The organism is Streptomyces sp. TLI_55 (assembly GCF_900206255.1).
In the GTDB taxonomy this organism is placed as follows: domain Bacteria; phylum Actinomycetota; class Actinomycetes; order Streptomycetales; family Streptomycetaceae; genus Streptomyces; species Streptomyces aquilus.
Map to the genome: position 1 here is coordinate 7,629,921 of NZ_OAOJ01000001.1, position 17,935 is coordinate 7,647,855.

The window sequence follows — 17,935 nt, forward strand, 5'->3', positions numbered from 1 at the left end:
CGGGGACTCTAGTGCCACACCTCCGCGGGGCGCCGGTGTGTTTCGGTGAGCACACGAGGGCTTTCCACGACCAGGGCCCGGGCCACGTCGATGAGTTGACGTGGCCCGGGCCGCAAGCGTTCTCAGGGCCGGGTGTTCCACTCGGCGATCACGGGACGGCCGTGTTCCGTCGACAGCCGGCTCACCGTGCCGGTCGCCAGCTGGAACAGGCGGCCGTCGGCCGGTTCGAGGCCGAGTCTGCGGGCCGTGAGGACCCGCAGGAAGTGGGCGTGCGCCACGAGGATCACGTCCCCCTGCGGAAGCGCCGTGTCCACGCGGGCCAGCACCCGGTCGGCGCGGGCGCCGACCTCGGCGGGCGACTCGCCCGGGTGGCCCTCGGGGCCGGGCGGCACGCCGTCGGTCCACAGGTACCAGTCGGGGCGGGTGCGGTGGATGTCGACGGTGGTGACGCCCTCGTAGCCGCCGTAGTCCCATTCGTGCAGGTCGTCGTAGGGCAACGCCCCGGTGACGCCCGCGAGTTCGGCGGTGCGTATCGCGCGGCCCAGCGGGCTGGTCAGCGCGAGCGAGAAGGTCCGTCCGGACAGGAGCGGAGCGAGCGCCTTGGCCTGTTCCTCACCGTGGGTGGTGAGGGGCAGGTCGGTCCAGCTGGTGTGCTGGCCCGACACGCTCCACTCCGTCTCGCCGTGGCGGACCAGCAGGAGATCCCCCACGGCCGCGCTACTCCTTCGACTCGACCGCGTGGCCGCCGAACTGGTTGCGCAGCGCCGCGATCATCTTCATCTGCGGGGAGTCGTCCTGGCGGGACGCGAACCGCGCGAACAGGGAGGCCGTGATCGCGGGCAGCGGCACGGCGTTGTCGATGGCCGCCTCGACGGTCCAGCGGCCCTCGCCGGAGTCCTCCGCGTAGCCGCGCAGCTTGTCGAGGTGCTCGTCGTCGTCCAGGGCGTTGACCGCGAGGTCGAGCAGCCAGGAGCGGATGACCGTGCCCTCCTGCCAGGACCGGAAGACCTCGCGCACGTCGGTGACGGAGTCGACCTTCTCCAGGAGCTCCCAGCCCTCGGCGTAGGCCTGCATCATCGCGTACTCGATGCCGTTGTGGACCATCTTCGCGAAGTGCCCGGCGCCGACCTTGCCGGCGTGGACGAAGCCGAAGTCGCCCTCGGGCTTCAGGGCGTCGAAGACCGGCTGGACCTTCGCCACGTGCTCGGCGTCGCCGCCGACCATGAGTGCGTAGCCGTTCTGCAGGCCCCACACACCGCCGGAGACGCCCGCGTCGACGAAGCCGATGCCCTTGGCGGCGAGCTCCTCGGCGTGCTTCTCGTCGTCCGTCCAGCGGGAGTTGCCGCCGTCGACCACGGTGTCACCGGGGGAGAGGAGGTCGCCGAGCTCGTCGACGACGGACTGGGTCGGGGCGCCGGCCGGGACCATCACCCAGACCACGCGCGGGCCTTCGAGCTTGTCGACGAGCTCGGCGAGGCTGGCGACGTCCGAGACCTCGGGGTTGCGGTCGTAGCCGATGACGGTGTGCCCCGCGCGGCGGATCCGCTCGCGCATGTTGCCACCCATCTTGCCGAGGCCGATGAGTCCGAGCTGCATGTCAGTGCACTTCCTTCAGTTCACGGTAAGCGGCCACGAGGGCGGCGGTGGAGGGATCGAGACCGGGGACGTCAGCGCCCTCGGTCAGCGCGGGTTCGACCCGCTTGGCGAGCACCTTGCCCAGCTCGACGCCCCACTGGTCGAAGGAGTCGATGTTCCAGACGGCGCCCTGTACGAACACCTTGTGCTCGTACAGCGCGATCAACTGGCCGAGCACGGACGGCGTCAGCTCACGGGCGAGGATCGTCGTCGTCGGGTGGTTGCCCTTGAACGTCTTGTGGACGACCAGCTCCTCGGGCACCCCCTCGGCACGCACCTCGTCCGGCGTCTTGCCGAAGGCGAGGGCCTGCGTCTGGGCGAAGAAGTTCGCCATCAACAGGTCGTGCTGCGACTTGAGTTCGTCACTCAGCTCGCCCACGGGCCGGGCGAAGCCGATGAAGTCCGCCGGGATGAGCTTCGTGCCCTGGTGGATCAACTGGTAGTAGGCGTGCTGCCCGTTGGTGCCGGGCGTGCCCCACACCACGGGGCCCGTCTGCCAGTCCACGGGACGGCCGTCCCGCTGCACCGACTTGCCGTTGGACTCCATGTCCAGCTGCTGCAGGTAGGCCGTGAACTTGGACAGGTAGTGGCTGTACGGCAGCACCGCGTGCGACTGGGCGCCCAGGAAGTTGCCGTACCAGATGCCCAACAGGCCCAGGAGAAGCGGGGCGTTGGATTCGGCGGGTGCGGTGCGGAAGTGCTCGTCGACGATGCGGAAGCCGTCGAGCATCTCCCGGAACCGGTCCGGGCCGATGGCGATCATCAGGGAGAGGCCGATGGCCGAGTCGTAGGAGTAGCGGCCGCCGACCCAGTCCCAGAACTCGAACATGTTGTCCGGGTCGATACCGAACTCGGTGACCTTCCCGGCGTTCGTCGACAGGGCCACGAAGTGCTTGGCGACCGCCTTGTCGTCGCCGCCCAGGCCCTCCAGGAGCCAGGACCGGGCCGAGGTGGCGTTGGTGATCGTCTCGATCGTGGTGAAGGTCTTGGACGCGACGATGAACAGCGTCTCCGCCGGGTCCAGGTCGCGGGTCGCCTCGTGCAGGTCGGCGCCGTCCACGTTCGACACGAAACGGAACGTCAGGTCCCGTGCCGTGTACGGCCGCAGCACCTCGTACGCCATCGCCGGACCGAGGTCGGAGCCGCCGATGCCGATGTTGACGACGTTCCTGATCCGCTTGCCGGTGTGGCCGGTCCACTCGCCGGAGCGCACCCGGTCGGCGAAGTCGCTCATCTTGTCGAGGACGGCGTGCACCTGCGGCACGACGTTCTCGCCGTCGACCGTGACGACCGCGTCCCGCGCGGCGCGCAGCGCGGTGTGCAGGACCGCACGGTCCTCGGTGAGGTTGATCTTCTCGCCGCGGAACATGGCGTCCCGCAGCCCGAACACATCGGTGGCGGTGGCCAGTTCCTGGAGCAGGGCCAGCGTCTCGTCGGTGACGAGGTGCTTGGAGTAGTCGATGCGCAGATCGCCCACGCGCACCACGTAGCGCTCGGCGCGCCCGGGGTCGTCCGCGAACAACTCCCGCAGCGGCGTGAGCCCTTCGGCACGGTGGTCCTCGAGAGCCGTCCACTCGGGGCGACGGGTCAACAGGGGTGCGTCAGACATGGGCGGGGGTCTCCTTGGCGCGGCCCTCGCCCCGCAGGGCGACGGCGTACATCTCGTCCGCGTCGAGGCGCCTGAGCTCCTCGGCGATGAGTTCGGAGGTGGTGCGGACCTTCAGCGCGAGCGTCCGCGAGGGCTGGCCCGGCAGGGACAGCGTGGCCAGCGGGCCCTCGGGCCGGTCGATGACGACCTCGCCGTCCGCGGTGCGCAGCCGCACGGCCGTGACGACCGGACCGGCGGTGACGACGCGGTCGATCTTCACCTTCAGCCGTGCCTCCAGCCAGCGCGCGAGCAGCTCGGCGGCCGGGTTGTCGGCCTCGGCTTCCACCGCCCCCGAGATGATCTTCGCGCGGGCCTGGTCCAGGGCCGCCGCCAGCATGGAGCGCCACGGGGTCAGCCGGGTCCAGGCGAGGTCGGTGTCACCCGGCGCGTAGGAGCGCACCCGGGTGTCCAGCACCTCCAGGGGGTTCTCCACCGCGTACAGGTCGGTGATCCGGCGCTGGGCCAGCGCGCCCAGCGGGTCCTTCGACGGGTTCTCCGGCGCGTCCACCGGCCACCACACGACGACCGGCGCGTCCGGCAGCAGCAGCGGCAGGACGACCGAGTCGGCGTGGTCGGACACCTCGCCGTAGGTGCGCAGCACCACCGTCTCGCCGGTGCCGGCGTCGGCGCCCACCCGGACCTCGGCGTCCAGCCTGGACTGCTGGCGGTCGCGCGGGGTGCGGGCGTGCCGCTTGATGACGACCAGGGTGCGCGAGGGGTGCTCGTGCGAGGCCTCCTCGGCCGCCTTGATCGCGTCGTAGGCGTTCTCCTCGTCCGTGACGATCACCATCGTCAGGACCATGCCCACGGCGGGGGTGCCGATGGCGCGGCGGCCCTGCACCAGCGCCTTGTTGATCTTGCTTGCCGTGGTGTCGGTCAGGTCGATCTTCATGGCCTGCGCCAGCTCCGTCCGTCTCGTGCGAGCATCTCGTCGGCTTCCTTCGGTCCCCAGCTGCCCGACGCGTACTGCGCGGGCTTGCCGTGCCGTGCCCAGTACGCCTCGATCGGGTCGAGGATCTTCCAGGACTCTTCCACTTCCTGGTGGCGGGGGAACAGGTTGGCGTCGCCGAGGAGGACGTCCAGGATGAGCCGTTCGTACGCCTCGGGCGAGGACTCCGTGAACGACTCGCCGTAGGCGAAGTCCATCGACACGTCCCGGATCTCCATCGAGGTGCCCGGAACCTTCGAGCCGAACCGCACGGTCATGCCCTCGTCCGGCTGGACGCGGATGACGATCGCGTTCTGCCCGAGCTCCTCGGTGGCCGTGGAGTCGAAGGGGGAGTGCGGGGCGCGCTTGAAGACGACCGCGATCTCGGTGACCCGGCGGCCGAGCCGCTTGCCGGTGCGCAGATAGAACGGGATGCCCGCCCAGCGCCGGTTGTCGATCTCCAGCTTGATGGCCGCGTAGGTGTCGGTCTTCGACTTGGGGTCGATGCCGTCCTCCTCCAGATAGCCGGCGACCTTCGCGCCGCCCTGCCATCCGGTCGCGTACTGGCCGCGCACGGTGTGCTTGCCGAGCTCCTTCGGCAGCCGCACCGACTTCAGCACCTTCAGCTTCTCGGTGAGCAGCGCGTCCGCGTCGAAGGCGATCGGCTCCTCCATCGCGGTGAGCGCCATCAGCTGGAGGAGGTGGTTCTGGATGACGTCACGGGCCGCGCCGATGCCGTCGTAGTAGCCGGCCCGGCCGCCGATGCCGATGTCCTCCGCCATGGTGATCTGAACGTGGTCGACGTACGACCGGTTCCAGATGGGCTCGTACATCTGATTGGCGAAGCGGAGCGCCAGGATGTTCTGGACGGTCTCCTTACCGAGGTAGTGGTCGATCCGGAACACCTGGTCCGGGTCGAACACGTCGTGCACGAGCGCGTTCAGCTCCCGCGCGCTGGCGAGGTCGTGCCCGAACGGCTTCTCGATGACCGCCCGCCGCCAGGAACCCTCGGGAGCGTCCGCGAGCCCGTGCTTCTTCAGCTGCTGGACGACCTTGGGGAAGAACTTCGGCGGTACGGAGAGATAGAAGGCGTAGTTGCCGCTGGTGCCGCGCGAGGAGTCCAACTCCTCGACGGCCTCGGCCAGTTGCTTGAACGCCTGGTCGTCGTCGAAGTCACCCGGGATGAACCGCATGCCCTCGGCGAGCTGCTGCCAGACCTCCTCGCGGAACTCCGTCCGCGCGTGCTCGCGCACCGAGTCGTGCACGACCTGCGCGAAGTCCTGGTCCTCCCAGTCCCGCCGGGCGAACCCGACGAGCGAGAAGCCCGGCGGCAGCATGCCGCGGTTGGCCAGGTCGTACACGGCCGGCATCAGCTTCTTGCGGGACAGGTCACCGGTGACACCGAAGATGACGAGCCCGGACGGACCGGCGATACGGGGCAGACGCCGGTCGCGCGGGTCGCGCAGCGGGTTCTCCCAGTCGGCCGCTTGGACGGTCCCGGTTGCGGTGGCCTCGGTCATTCCGCGTCGACCCCCTTGCTGTCCAGCGACTTCGAGACGGTGGCCAGCAGGTCGTTCCAGGCCACCTCGAACTTGGCGACGCCCTCGTCCTCCAGCTGCTGCACGACCTCGTCGTAGGAGATCCCGAGCGCTTCCACGGCGGCCAGGTCGGCACGGGCCCGGTCGTAGCCGCCGGTGACGGTGTCACCGGTGATCTCGCCGTGGTCGGCGGTGGCGTTCAGGGTCGCCTCCGGCATGGTGTTGACGGTGCCGGGCGCGACCAGCTCGTCCACGTACAGGGTGTCCTTGTACGCCGGGTCCTTCACGCCGGTCGAGGCCCACAGCGGGCGCTGCTTGTTGGCCTGAGCGGCCAGCTTCTCCCAGCGAGCCGACGAGAAGACCTCCTCGTACGCCTCGTACGCGAGACGCGCGTTGGCGAGGGCGGCCTTGCCCTTGAGGGCGAGGGCCTCGTCCGTGCCCAGCACCGTCAGCCGCTTGTCGATCTCGGCGTCGACGCGGGAGACGAAGAAGGAGGCCACGGAGTGGATCGTGGAGAGGTCGAGTCCCTTCGCGGCGGCCTTCTCCAGACCGGCGAGGTAGGCGTCCATGACCTCGCGGTAGCGCTCCAGCGAGAAGATCAGCGTGACGTTGACGCTGATCCCGAGGCCGATGACCTCGGTGATCGCCGGGAGGCCGGCCTTCGTCGCCGGGATCTTGATCATGACGTTGGGGCGGTCCACCAGCCAGGCCAGCTGCTTGGCCTCGGCGATGGTGGCGGCCGTCTCGTGGGCCAGGCGCGGGTCGACCTCGATGGAGACCCGGCCGTCCCGGCCGTCGGTCGCGTCGTACACGCCGCGCAGGATGTCGGCGGCGGCCCGCACGTCGGCGGTCGTCATCATGCGGACGGCCTCGTCGACCGTCACGCCGCGCACGGCGAGGTCGGTGAGCTGCTCCTCGTACCCCTCACCCGAGCCGATGGCGGCCTGGAAGATGGAGGGGTTGGTGGTGACGCCGACGACGTTCTTGTTCTCGACGAGTTCGGCGAGGTTCCCGGACTCGATCCGCTTGCGCGACAGGTCGTCCAGCCAGATGGAGACGCCCTCGTCGGACAGGCGCTTGAGTGCTCCCGCGGTCGCGGTTGCTTCGGTCACAGTGATCATCTTCTTTCTGGCGGTCGGATCAACCACGCGCGGCGGCGAGGGATTCCCTCGCGGCGGCGGCGACGTTCTCGGCGGTGAAGCCGTACTCGGCGAAAAGGGTCTGGGCGTCGGCGGAGGCGCCGAAGTGTTCGAGAGAGACGATGCGTCCTGCGTCACCTGTGAACCGGTACCACGTCAGGCCGATCCCGGCCTCGATTGCGACACGGGCTCGCACGGACGGCGGAAGGACGCTGTCGCGGTACTCGCGCGGCTGCTCCTCGAACCACTCCACGGACGGCATCGACACCACCCGGGCGCCGATCCCCTCGGCCTCCAGCCGCTCCCGCGCGGCGACGGCGAGCTGCACCTCGGAGCCGGTGGCGATGAGGACGACGTCCAGGGTCTCCTTCTCGGTGTCCTGAAGCACGTAACCGCCCTTCGCCGCGTCCGGGTTGGGCGCGTAGGTCGGCACGCCCTGCCGGGTGAGCGCGAGGCCGTGCGGGGCGGGCTTGGTGCTGTGCCGCCTCAGGATCTCGGCCCAGGCGATGGCGGTCTCGTTGGCGTCGGCGGGCCGTACGACGTTCAGGCCGGGGATGGCGCGCAGCGAGGCGAGGTGCTCGACCGGCTGGTGCGTGGGGCCGTCCTCGCCGAGCCCGATGGAGTCGTGGGTCCAGACGTAGGTGACGGGCAGCTGCATGAGCGCGGCCATCCGGACGGCGTTGCGCATGTAGTCGGAGAACACCAGGAAGGTGCCGCCGTAGATGCGGGTGTTGCCGTGCAGGGCGATGCCGTTCATCTCGGCCGCCATCGAGAACTCGCGGATGCCGAAGTGGACCGTACGGCCGTAGGGGTCCGCCTCGGGGAGCGGGTTGCCCTTCGGGAGGAACGAGGAGGTCTTGTCGATGGTGGTGTTGTTCGAGCCGGCGAGGTCGGCGGAGCCGCCCCACAGCTCGGGCAGGACCGCGCCGAGCGACTGGAGGATCTTGCCGGAGGCGCCGCGGGTGGCGACGGACTTGCCCTCCTCGAAGACGGGGAGCGCGTCCTCCCAGCCCTCGGGGAGCTGACCGGCGACGACCCGGTCGAAGAGCGCGGCGCGCTCGGGCTGGTCGGCACGCCACTCGGCGATCCGCTTGTCCCAGGCGGCGTGCGCCTCGGCGCCGCGGTCGAGGGCCTGACGGGTGTGGGCGAGGACCTCGTCCGCGACCTCGAAGGACCGCTCCGGGTCGAAGCCCAGGACCCGCTTGGTGGCGGCGATCTCGTCCGCGCCGAGCGCGGAGCCGTGCGAGGCCTCGGTGTTCTGGGCGTTGGGCGCGGGCCACGCGATGATCGTGCGCATCGCGATGATCGAGGGCCGCTCGGTCTCGTCCCGCGCGGCCTTCAGCGCCGCGTACAGGGCCGGTACGTCGATGTCGCCGTCGCCGGTGGGCTCGATGTGCTGGGTGTGCCAGCCGTAGGCCTCGTACCGCTTCAGCACGTCCTCGGAGAAGGCGGTCGCGGTGTCGCCCTCGATGGAGATGTGGTTGTCGTCGTAGAGGAAGACCAGGTTGCCGAGCTTCTGGTGCCCGGCGAGGGAGGAGGCCTCGGCGGAGACGCCCTCCTCCAGGTCGCCGTCGGAGACGATCGCCCAGACGGTGTGGTCGAAGGGCGAGGTGCCCTGCGGCGCCTCGGGGTCGAACAGGCCGCGCTCGTAGCGGGCGGCCATGGCCATGCCGACGGCGTTGGCGACGCCCTGCCCGAGGGGGCCGGTGGTGGTCTCGACTCCGGCGGTGTGCCCGTACTCGGGGTGACCGGGCGTCTTGGACCCCTGGGTCCGGAACGCCTTCAGGTCGTCGAGCTCCAGCTCGTACCCGGCGAGGAAGAGCTGGGTGTAGAGGGTGAGGGAGGTGTGCCCGGGGGACAGCACGAAGCGGTCGCGGCCGGTCCACTCCGGGTCCGCCGGGTCGTGCCGCATCAGCTTCTGAAAGATCGTGTAGGCGGCCGGGGCGAGGCTCATCGCGGTGCCCGGGTGCCCGTTCCCGACCTTCTGCACGGCGTCGGCCGCCAGCAGGCGGGCGGTGTCGACGGCACGCCGGTCGAGGTCGGTCCACTCGAAGCCGTCCGCGCTGTCCGCGCCGCCCGGTGTCTGCGTGCTCATCTGTGACCAGTCCTCTTCAAGAGTTCATGGATTCGTGCATCGTTCCTGGTGGGACGCGTTCGACTCTAAAAGTCTGACTTTTACGAGGGAAGGTCGGGGTGTGTCAGCCTGTGGTGAAAGTGGGACACGGGCAGTGGCTTCCAGGTGACGCGAGAAGGACATGGCGGACAGAACATCCCAAGGCGGCGACGGTGACGGGATCAGAACCTTCCCCTTCCCGGTCGAGCTGAGCGAAGGCGGCGTCGGCATGCAGGTCGGCCCGATGGGCCCGCACCGCACCTGGCACGCCGACGCCCCGCTGCAGCGCGTCCACCGGATCGACTTCCATGTCGTGATGCTCTTCGACAAGGGCCCCGTCCGCCACATGATCGACTTCGCCGAGTACGAGGCGTACGCGGGCGACGTGCTCTGGATCCGGCCCGGCCAGGTCCACCGCTTCTCGAAGTTCAGCGGGTACCGCGGAACGGTCCTGACCATGCAGCCGGGCTTCCTGCCGAGGGCGACGGTGGAGGCGACGGGCCTGTACCGCTACGACCTGCCGCCCCTGCTGCACCCCGACGCGGCGCAACTGGCGGGCCTGGGAGCGGCCCTCGCCCAGCTGCGACGCGAGTACAAGGACACGACGACGCTCCCGCTCAGCCTGCACACGGCCGTCCTCCGCCACTCCCTGACGGCGTTCCTGCTCCGCCTCGCGCATCTCGCCGCCAGCTCGCAGGAGGCGGCGCGGGCCCAGGCGGACACCACCTTCACCCTGTTCCGCGACGCGGTGGAGCGGGACTTCTCGACCAACCACAGCGTCAGCGCCTACGCCGACGCCCTCGGCTACTCCCGCCGCACCCTGGTCCGCGCGGTCCGCGCGGCGACGGGCGAGACCCCGAAGGGCTTCATCGACAAACGGGTCGTCCTGGAGGCCAAACGCCTCCTCGCCCACACGGACCTGCCCATCGGACGGGTGGGCGCGGCGGTGGGCTTCGCGGACGCGGCGAACTTCTCGAAGTTCTTCCAACTCCACGCGGGGCAGACGCCGGTGGCGTTCCGGGCGGAGTTGCGCTGAGGGGCCCCGCACTTGCGGAGCCCCTCACCGATGGGTCTGTCAGTGCCCGAAGTTGAACCAGTTCACGTTCACGAAGTCCGCCGGCTGGCCACTGGTGAACGTCAGATACACGTCGTGCGTCCCCGTCACCGACGAGATGTTCGCCGGTACCGTCCGCCAGGACTGCCAGCCCCCGGTGTTGGCCAGGGCGAAGCTGCCGATGGGGGCGTTGGAGCGGCTGTCCAGGCGTACCTCCACCAGGCCGCTGACCCCGCTGCCGGCGCCGCTCGCCACCCGGGCGACGAACTGAGTGGCAGCCGTGGAGCCGAAGTTGACGTTCTGGTAGAGCGCCCAGTCACCGTTGGCCAGCGCGCCGATGTTCTGGCCGCCGCCGGTGTCGGTGGTGGTCTCGGTGATCGTGCCGGACTGGCTGTTGAACGATTCGGCCTGGATGGTGCCGTACGCGTCCCGGCTGCCCGACGGCGGAGGCGTGGTGCCGCCGCCCCCACCGGCCGACAGCACCTGGACGTAGTCCACCGTCATCGGCACACCGGACTGGGTGCCGCTGTCCAGCCCGCCGCCGAACGCGTCCGGGAAGGCGCCGCCCATCGCCACGTTCAGGATGACGAAGAAGCCGTGGTTGGTGGCGTTGGCCCAGGTCGTGGCGTCCATCTGGCTCGCGTTGACCGAGTGGAACTGCGTGCCGTCGACGTAGAAGCGGATCGTCTCGGGGCTCACCGAGCGGTCCCACTCCATCGTGTAGGTGTGGAACGCCGACTGGCAGGACGAGCCCGGACAGGCGACGTTGTTGCCGATGCCCGTCGTCTCGTTGCAGGGGCCGCCCGGGTTGGTGCCGCAGTGCATCGTGGCCCACACGCGGTTCATGCCCTGGACGTTCTCCATGATGTCCAGCTCGCCGACGCCCGGCCAGTTCTGGTAGTTGCCGCGGTAGGGCGCGCCCAGCATCCAGAACGCCGGCCAGTAGCCCTCGGCCGCCGTGCCCGTCACGTTCGGCATCTGGATGCGCGCCTCCACGCGCAACTTGCCGCCGGCCGGGGGCTGGAAGTCGGTGCGGTTGGTCTCGATGCGGCCCGACGTCCACCGGCCGGCGGAGTCGCGGATCGGGGTGATGCGCAGATTGCCGTTGCCGTCGAGCGAGACGTTGGACGTGCTGTTCGTCATCGTCTCGACCTCGCCGGTGCCCCAGTTGGCGGGGCCGCCGGGATACGAAGTGCCGGTCGCGTACTGCCAGTTGGAGGTGTTGACGCCGGTTCCGGCCGCGCCGTTGAAGTCGTCGAGGAAGACCTGCGTCCAGCCCGACGGGGGCGTGGGGGCGGAGGCGTTCGCGGGGAGGGTCGCGGCCGAGGCCACGGCCGCCGCCAGACCGAGCGTGGCGAGGACGGCGACCAGGGCCCGTCGCCGTCTGGGTATGCCGGAGGTGTCGCTCATGGGGGTGCCTCTCGGGTACGGAGATGAGTGCGCGGGTACCTCTTGAGATCTCGAGAACCTTTGAGAGCGCTCTCAAAGTGGGCCCAATGTGCTCTCCGCCGAAGGGGCCGTCAAGACTTAAAACAAGGAAAGTCCCTTCGCTCCAGGCAAGTTCAGGTCATGAACGGCGCATACGCCCTAAAGCGCGCTGCCCGCCTTCCACTTGGCCCACGACAGGTTCCACCCGTTGAGCCCGTTCGCCGGATCGACCGTCTTCTCACCGGAGTTCTTCACGACGACGACGTCGCCGAGCATCGAGCTCTTGTAGAACCGGTAGCCCGGCACCGAGTTGTCGTCCGCGCCCTTGGCGTCATGCAGTCCGACACACCCGTGGCTGGTGTTCCGGCTGCCGAACACCGAGGCGGAGGCCCAGTAGTTGCCGTGGATGAAGGTGCCGGAGGTGGTGAGGCGCTGGGCGTGCGGGACGTCGGAGATGTCGTACTCGTCGCCCAGCCCGACGGTCGAGGACTCCATCCGGGTCTCCTTGAACCGCTCGCTGATCACCATGATCCCGGACCAGGTGGTGTGCTCGGCGTCGCCGCCGGAGACGGGATAAGTGGCGTACGTCGCCCCGTCCCGCTTGACCACCATCTCCTTTGCGGACAGGTCGACGGTGCTGATCTGCTCGCGCCCGATGTGGAAGGTGACGTCCTTGGCCTGGACGCCGTAGACCCCGTCCGCGCCCTCGACGTCCTTCAGGCGCAGCCCGAGCGTGATGGTCGTGCCGGCCGCCCAGTAGGTCTCGGGCCGGAAGTCGAGGCGGGTGTCGCTGAACCAGTGGCCCACCACCTCGACGGCCGGTTCCGCGGTCACCGTGATCGCCTTCTGGACGGCGGCCTTGTCGGACACGGCGTGCGTGAAGTCGATCGAGACCGGCATGCCGACGCCGGACGTGGAGCCGGCCTCGGGGGTGAAGTAGCCGACGATGGTCTCGCCGGGCGCCTTGGTGGTGAAGGTCGTGGTCTGCGCGTCGGCGCCCCGCGCCTTCGCCGTCACCGTGTACTTCGTTCCCGAGTACGGGTTCTCCGTCGAGGTCCAGGTGGTCCTCGCGTCGTTGAAGGCGCCCTTCAGCGTCGAGCCGTCGTTGCCGCCGACCTCCACGGACGCGAGGGTGCCGTCGGTCACGGTGACCTCGACGGGGCTGGTGAAAGCGGCCTTCTTGGTGCCGTCGGCGGGGCTGACGGTGACGACCGGCGTCTTCGTCGCCGCGGACTTCACCGACGCCGTCGCCTCGGCGTCCTCGGTGGCGTCGGCCGACCCGCCACACCCGGTGAGCACCGCGGCGGGCACGGCGCCGAGCACGGTGAGGACTCCGCGCCGCGACCACCTCTGCGACGGCTGGTCGGACCGGTTCGGTATGTGCGAGACGCCCACGGCAGGCCTTCCTGAGATATCCGCCTTTGCGTGGGCATCCTGCGTCGCGCAGATGTGCTGACCCTTTGAATCCCCGTGCCGCTTCCTGAGATCCCGGTGAGGACCCGCCCGGGGCAGACCGCTACCAGAAGTCCAGGAACTCGATCACGGCCTCCATCGCCCGGTTCCTGCGCCGATGGGACTTGCTGCAGAACTTCCGTCGGCGCCACCGGCCGCGCGGCTGCTCGACCGGCACACCGCACCATTCGCACGGCCTCGTGGGCCGTTCCCCCGTGTTCCCACCCATGACGAAACTCTAGCCGCCCCACGGCAAACGGGGCCCGGCCGGAACGGCCGGGCCCCTGCCCACCGCCGTCAGACATTCGTCGGCACCCGAGGCGCGGCCGCCCCCTCCTCCCTCAGCCCGAACCGGTCATGCACCCGCCGCAGCGGCTTCGGCGCCCACCACGCCCGCCGTCCGAGCAGCGTCATCGTCGCCGGGACGAGCAGCATGCGGACGACGGTGGCGTCGATCAGCACCGCGAGGGTGAGCCCCAGTCCGATCTGGAGGATGGGGGAGAAGCCGCCCGTCATGAAGGCACCGAACACGACCGCGAGGAGCAGGGCGGCGCAGGTCACCACCCGGCCCGAGCGGCGCAGGCCGGTCACCACGGCCTCCTGGTCGTCCCCGCCGACCCGACGGGCCTCCCGCATCCGGGCCAGGATGAACAGCTCGTAGTCCATCGCCAGGCCGAAGGCGATCGCGATGATCAGCGGCGGTGCCGTCAGACTGAGCGCCCCGAGGCCCTCGGCGCCGAGCAGCCCGGCCAGGTGCCCGTCCTGGAACACCCACACCACCGCGCCCAGCGCGGCACCGAGGCTGAGCAGCGTCGTCGCGATGGTGCGCAGCGGGATCAGCACCGAGCCGGTGAAGGCGAACAGCAGGACGAAGATGCCGGCCAGCACGGTCAGCGCGGCCCAGGGCGCCCGGTCGGCGAGCATGGCCCGGAAGTCGACGAGGCGGGCGGCGGGGCCGGTGACCTCGACGGGCGCGTCCCCGCGCAGCTCACGGACCTGCTTCACCAGGCCGGTGGCCGCGCCCCCGTCCATGCTGCCGGACGGCGGCAGCTCCACGACGGTCGTGCCGTTCGGCAGGTCCCGGGACTCGGCGCGTGGTGACAGGGCGCGGATGCGGTCGGCGGTGCCCGCGTCGGTGCCGGGCTTGAGGACGACGGTGACCGTGGACACGCCGGTGCCCGGTGGGAAGTGGGCGTCGACGGTGTCGTACAGCTGCCGTGCCTCGGTGCTCGACGGCAGTTGCTGGGCGTCGCCGATGTTGATCCGCATGCCCGTGACGGGCAGGGCGAGCACCAGCAGCGCCGGGACGACGACCGCCAGGACGGCGACGCGGTTGCGCGCGGAGAACCGGGCGAGGCGGGCGAAGACCCGGCCCTCCTCGCCCTCCGGCCGGTCCTTCGCCGGCGGGATCCTCCGGCCGAACCGTGTGAGCAGTGCGGGCAGCAGGGTGACCGCGGCGAGCATGTCGACGACGACCACGGCGGCCACCGCGAGGCCCATGCTGCGCAGGAAGACGCTCGGGAAGACCAGCAGCCCGGTCAGGCTGACCGCCACGGTGAGCCCGGAGAACAGCACGGTCCGCCCGGCCGCCGCCACCGTACGGTGCACGGCCTCGACGACGTCCTCCGTCGTCCGGCGTTCCTCGCGGAAGCGGACCAGCATCAACAGGGCGTAGTCCACGGCGAGTCCGAGCCCCAGCATCGTCGTCACCTGGATCGCGTACACGGAGATGTCGGTGACCGAGCTGAACAGGAACAGCGCCAGGAACGCGCCCGCGACGCCGCTCACCGCGATGACGAGGGGCAGCGCGGCCGTGCGCAGTCCGCCGAAGACGACGAGGAGCAGCGCGAGGACCACGGGCAGGGAGATCAACTCCGCGTTCCGGACGTCCTCCTGGGCCTTCTCGCCGATCTGGAGCCCCAGCAACGGGCCACCGCTGACGTGGACGTCGGGCGCGTCGATCTGCTTGATGCGGTCGGCCGCGTCGTTCACGGTCCGTTCCTCGGCGTCGTCGTCGAGACCGCCCTTCAGGGCGACGGGGACGAGGAGCGCCCGCCCGTCCTCGGCCGTCAGCCCGGGCGTCGTGTACGGGTCCGGTACGGCGGCCACCCCGGCCATCTTCCGTACGTCGGCGACGGCTTGCTCGACCTGGGTCCGCAGCGCGGGGTCGGTGACGGCGGTGCCCTCGACGACGGCGGTGATCGAGTCGCCGGACGGGTCGACCCGGTCGAGATACTCCGCGGCCGCCTCCGACTCGGTGCCGGGCACCTCGGGCACGTTGTCCGACAGGCGTCCGAAGACACCCGTGCCGAGCCCGAAACCGAGCAGCAGGAAGAGCACCCACAGGGTGATGACGGTGAGTGGACGGCGTGTGGCCGTCCGGGCGAGTGTGGAGAGCACGGTCCCTCCCGGCGAGACGTCGGTTGATGCCCTCAGGCTCGCGGGGGAGGAGGTGGCGCCGGATCGCCGGAGGGAGCGGTTTCCGGGACTCCGTCGTACGGGGGAGAGGGCCGCCGGTCTCACTCCTCAGGGGGAGGAACCAACCGACCGGTGGATGAGTTGCCCTCCATGTCAGTGCCCGGGATCGTGAAGGAGCCCGTATGTCCGACGTCACCGCCGTCCGTGAACTCCGCCTCGTCGTCACCGCCGATGACTACGACGAGGCGCTGCGCTTCTACCGCGACGTCCTCGGCCTGCCCGAACGAGCCGCCTTCTCCTCGCCCGACGGCCGGGTCACCATCCTGGAGGCGGGTCGGGCCACGCTGGAGATCACCGATCCGCACCATGCCGCGTTCATCGACGACGTGGAGGTCGGCCGCCGGGTCGCCGGGCAGATCCGTGTCGCTTTCCAGGTCGGCGACGCCACCGCCGCGACGGCGAGGCTGGCGGCCGCGGGCGCCGAGGTGCTCGCCGAGCCGACCCGCACCCCTTGGAACTCCCTCAACTCCCGTATGGAGGCGCCGGGTTCGCTGCAGCTGACGCTCTTCGAAGAGCTCGGGGACCGGCCCTAAGCGGCGCCCGGCGTCACCAGCCCGGTCTCGTAGGCGCAGATCACCGCCTGCACCCGGTCCCGCAGCCCCAACTTGCTCAGCACATTGCTGACATGGGTCTTCACGGTGTGCTCGCTGACGAACAGCGTGGTGGCGATCTCCGCGTTGGACAGCCCCCGCGCCAGCATCCGCAGCGTCTCCACCTCGCGGGCGGTCAGCACGTCCAGGCGGTCCGGGGTGACCTCGGCCGTGGCCTCCTCCCGGCGGCGGCGCACGATGTCCGCGACCAGCCGCCGGGTCACGGCGGGCGCGAGCAGCGAGTCCCCGGCGGCGACGACCCGCACGGCGTGCACCAGGTCGTCCCGGCGCACGTCCTTGAGCAGGAAGCCGCTGGCGCCCGCGTACAGGGCCTCGTAGACGTACTCGTCCAGGTCGAACGTGGTCAGCATGACGACCTTGCACGCGGACTGCCCGCACACCCGGCGGGCCGCCTCCAGGCCGTCCATCACCGGCATGCGGATGTCGAGGAGCAGCACGTCCGGTGTGTGCCGCTGCACCGCGGCGACCGCCTCGGCGCCGTCCCCGGCCTCGGCGACGACCTCGATGTCCGCCTGCGCCTCCAGGATCATGCTGAAGCCGCTGCGCACGAGTTCCTGGTCGTCGGCGACGACCACCCGGATGCTCACCCGAGGGCCGCCTGCCGGTCACCGGCCGGGAGGCGTACGAGGACCCGGAAGCCGCCGTCCGGGCCGCGCCCGGCACGAGCCTCGCCGCCGCAGGCGGCCGCCCGCTCCCGGATGCCGATCAGCCCGTGTCCGCGGGGTCCCCCTGCCGAACCTGTGGGGCCGGCTCCGTCGTCCGTCACCGTCAGCGTCAACGCCTCCTCCGCCCAGTCGAGTTCGACGGTCGCGGAGGAAGCGTACGCGTGCTTGACGGTATTGGTGAGCGCCTCCTGCACCACCCGATAGGCGGCGACGTCGGTGTCCGGCGGCAGGGGAAGCGGCTCGCCGGTCGTGCTCAACCGCACCCGCAGGCCGGTGGATTCACCCACCTGTCGGACCAGCGCCGGCAGTGCCCGGATGCCGGGCTGCGGTGAAGTCCCGTTGCGCTGCTCCTCCTTGAGGACGCCGAGGATGCGGCGCAACTGCGCCATCGCGTCCCGGCCCGCCCCCGCGATCGCGTCGAACGCGGCCTCCGCGCGCGCCGGATCACTGCGCACCACCACCGGCCCGGCCTCGGCCTGCACCACCATCAGGCTCACCGCGTGGGCCAGGATGTCGTGCATGTCCCGGGCGATCCGGGCCCGCTCCTGCGCCGTCGCCCGCGCGGTGTCCGCGGCCCGCTCCCGCTCCAACCGCCGCGCCCGGTCCTCCAGTTCGGCGGTGTAGGCGCGCTGGACCCGGGCCAGCACACCGAACGCGTAGGCGCAGGCCACGCTCATCAACTGGAAGGCGTACTCGAAGGGTTCCGGGCTCTCCTTGTGCGTCATGACGAGCGTGACCCCGATCGTCCAGCCCACCAGCATGAAGCGCCGCTGCCAGGGCGTGCCGAGGGCGGCCATGGTGTACAGGACCACGAACCCGCCGTACATCAGGTCCGGCGGCGGCGCGTGGTACAGCGCCTGGGCGGGGGTGGCCACCGACACCGCGCAGGCCATCACGAACGGCGCCCGGCGCCGCCAGACCAGGGGCACGGCGGTGGCCGCGCCGAGCAGCCAGCCCTGCCAGGTCAGCCGGTCGTCCCCCTCGTCAGGGAAGATCCACTGAAGCGAGGCGGCGAACAGCACGAGGGCGGCGAGCGCGGTGTCGACGACGTACGGATTCGCCGTACGCACCCGCTCGACGAGCGGCGCGAACCAGGGCTGAGCGGACATCGGCGGCTCCTCGGGGCAGGGGCCGTTCCAGTATCACGAGCGGCCGGGGGCGGGGCCTCGCCGGTGAGAGGGATATCCGCGGGCTGGTCTGCGGGGCGCCGTCATGATCGGCTTCCCGGCCCTCCAGCGCCGGCAAC

The 17,935-nt window shown here is 70.6% G+C and carries 15 protein-coding genes; 2 read left to right on the plus strand and 13 right to left on the minus strand.

What is annotated here, in order from left to right; translation table 11 throughout:
- Positions 1-122: 122 nt before the first annotated feature.
- From CRP56_RS34920 to tkt, 7 genes are read right to left on the minus strand one after another with little or no spacing between them, the layout of a single operon-like run.
- Complete coding sequence (locus CRP56_RS34920) at positions 123-710, minus strand: histidine phosphatase family protein (protein WP_097270865.1); 588 nt, start codon at positions 708-710, stop codon at positions 123-125.
- Between the two features lie 7 nt (positions 711-717).
- Positions 718-1,596 carry a phosphogluconate dehydrogenase (NAD(+)-dependent, decarboxylating) gene (gnd, locus tag CRP56_RS34925; protein ID WP_097270866.1) on the minus strand — a complete coding sequence of 293 codons (879 nt, stop codon included), beginning with the start codon at positions 1,594-1,596 and terminating at the stop codon, positions 718-720.
- A 1-nt stretch (position 1,597) separates the two neighbouring features.
- Positions 1,598-3,244 carry a glucose-6-phosphate isomerase gene (gene pgi / locus CRP56_RS34930; RefSeq protein ID WP_097270867.1) on the minus strand — a complete coding sequence of 549 codons (1,647 nt, stop codon included), beginning with the start codon at positions 3,242-3,244 and terminating at the stop codon, positions 1,598-1,600.
- Positions 3,237-4,175, minus strand: coding sequence for a glucose-6-phosphate dehydrogenase assembly protein OpcA (opcA, locus tag CRP56_RS34935; protein ID WP_097270868.1), 939 nt, complete (start codon positions 4,173-4,175; stop codon positions 3,237-3,239). Before opcA ends, pgi begins: the two co-directional genes overlap by 8 nt.
- Positions 4,172-5,731 carry a glucose-6-phosphate dehydrogenase gene (gene zwf, locus CRP56_RS34940; RefSeq protein WP_097270869.1) on the minus strand — a complete coding sequence of 520 codons (1,560 nt, stop codon included), beginning with the start codon at positions 5,729-5,731 and terminating at the stop codon, positions 4,172-4,174. The genes opcA and zwf overlap by 4 nt, the downstream gene beginning before the upstream one ends.
- Positions 5,728-6,870 carry a transaldolase gene (gene tal, locus CRP56_RS34945; protein WP_097270870.1) on the minus strand — a complete coding sequence of 381 codons (1,143 nt, stop codon included), beginning with the start codon at positions 6,868-6,870 and terminating at the stop codon, positions 5,728-5,730. Before tal ends, zwf begins: the two co-directional genes overlap by 4 nt.
- A 19-nt stretch (positions 6,871-6,889) precedes the next feature.
- Positions 6,890-8,983 carry a transketolase gene (gene tkt / locus CRP56_RS34950; RefSeq protein WP_097270871.1) on the minus strand — a complete coding sequence of 698 codons (2,094 nt, stop codon included), beginning with the start codon at positions 8,981-8,983 and terminating at the stop codon, positions 6,890-6,892.
- A gap of 160 nt (positions 8,984-9,143) precedes the next feature.
- On the opposite strand from tkt, the gene CRP56_RS34955 reads away from it, so the two are divergent.
- On the plus strand, positions 9,144-10,037 hold the full coding sequence (locus tag CRP56_RS34955; RefSeq protein ID WP_097270872.1) for a helix-turn-helix domain-containing protein: 894 nt from the start codon (positions 9,144-9,146) through the stop codon (positions 10,035-10,037).
- Between the two features lie 39 nt (positions 10,038-10,076).
- Here CRP56_RS34955 and CRP56_RS34960 read toward each other — a convergent pair whose 3' ends face one another.
- From CRP56_RS34960 to CRP56_RS34970, 4 genes are all read right to left on the minus strand, one after another.
- Entirely contained in the window at positions 10,077-11,465 is a 1,389-nt protein-coding gene (locus CRP56_RS34960; protein ID WP_097270873.1) for a glycoside hydrolase family 16 protein, read from the minus strand.
- Positions 11,466-11,642: 177 nt separating this feature from the next.
- The gene (locus CRP56_RS34965) at positions 11,643-12,878 is read right to left on the minus strand and encodes a L,D-transpeptidase (protein WP_097270874.1); all 1,236 of its coding nucleotides are present in this window, start codon (positions 12,876-12,878) and stop codon (positions 11,643-11,645) included.
- A 121-nt stretch (positions 12,879-12,999) separates the two neighbouring features.
- Positions 13,000-13,164: a hypothetical protein gene (locus CRP56_RS48060; protein WP_218877999.1), complete on the minus strand. Its 165-nt coding sequence runs from the start codon at positions 13,162-13,164 to the stop codon at positions 13,000-13,002.
- A 68-nt stretch (positions 13,165-13,232) separates the two neighbouring features.
- Complete coding sequence (locus CRP56_RS34970; RefSeq protein ID WP_097270875.1) at positions 13,233-15,335, minus strand: MMPL family transporter; 2,103 nt, start codon at positions 15,333-15,335, stop codon at positions 13,233-13,235.
- A gap of 200 nt (positions 15,336-15,535) precedes the next feature.
- Here CRP56_RS34970 and CRP56_RS34975 point away from each other — a divergent pair, with 200 nt between their 5' ends.
- Positions 15,536-15,946: a VOC family protein gene (locus tag CRP56_RS34975; protein WP_097270876.1), complete on the plus strand. Its 411-nt coding sequence runs from the start codon at positions 15,536-15,538 to the stop codon at positions 15,944-15,946.
- Here the strand turns inward: CRP56_RS34975 and CRP56_RS34980 are convergent.
- Complete coding sequence (locus CRP56_RS34980) at positions 15,943-16,611, minus strand: response regulator (RefSeq protein WP_097270877.1); 669 nt, start codon at positions 16,609-16,611, stop codon at positions 15,943-15,945. The genes CRP56_RS34975 and CRP56_RS34980 overlap by 4 nt on opposite strands.
- Complete coding sequence (locus CRP56_RS34985) at positions 16,608-17,798, minus strand: sensor histidine kinase (protein ID WP_097270878.1); 1,191 nt, start codon at positions 17,796-17,798, stop codon at positions 16,608-16,610. The genes CRP56_RS34980 and CRP56_RS34985 overlap by 4 nt, the downstream gene beginning before the upstream one ends.
- Positions 17,799-17,935: the final 137 nt, after the last annotated feature.

Bases quoted from the DNA above. Each gene is read 5' to 3' on its own strand.
- gnd (WP_097270866.1), bottom strand. From the start codon at position 1,596: ATGCAGCTCGGACTCATCGGCCTCGGCAAGATGGGTGGCAACATGCGC.
- pgi (WP_097270867.1), bottom strand. From the start codon at position 3,244: ATGTCTGACGCACCCCTGTTGACCCGTCGCCCCGAGTGGACGGCTCTC.
- opcA (WP_097270868.1), bottom strand. From the start codon at position 4,175: ATGAAGATCGACCTGACCGACACCACGGCAAGCAAGATCAACAAGGCG.
- zwf (WP_097270869.1), bottom strand. From the start codon at position 5,731: ATGACCGAGGCCACCGCAACCGGGACCGTCCAAGCGGCCGACTGGGAG.
- tal (WP_097270870.1), bottom strand. From the start codon at position 6,870: ATGATCACTGTGACCGAAGCAACCGCGACCGCGGGAGCACTCAAGCGC.
- tkt (WP_097270871.1), bottom strand. From the start codon at position 8,983: ATGAGCACGCAGACACCGGGCGGCGCGGACAGCGCGGACGGCTTCGAG.
- CRP56_RS34955 (WP_097270872.1), top strand. From the start codon at position 9,144: ATGGCGGACAGAACATCCCAAGGCGGCGACGGTGACGGGATCAGAACC.
- CRP56_RS34960 (WP_097270873.1), bottom strand. From the start codon at position 11,465: ATGAGCGACACCTCCGGCATACCCAGACGGCGACGGGCCCTGGTCGCC.
- CRP56_RS48060 (WP_218877999.1), bottom strand. From the start codon at position 13,164: ATGGGTGGGAACACGGGGGAACGGCCCACGAGGCCGTGCGAATGGTGC.
- CRP56_RS34975 (WP_097270876.1), top strand. From the start codon at position 15,536: ATGTCCGACGTCACCGCCGTCCGTGAACTCCGCCTCGTCGTCACCGCC.
- CRP56_RS34985 (WP_097270878.1), bottom strand. From the start codon at position 17,798: ATGTCCGCTCAGCCCTGGTTCGCGCCGCTCGTCGAGCGGGTGCGTACG.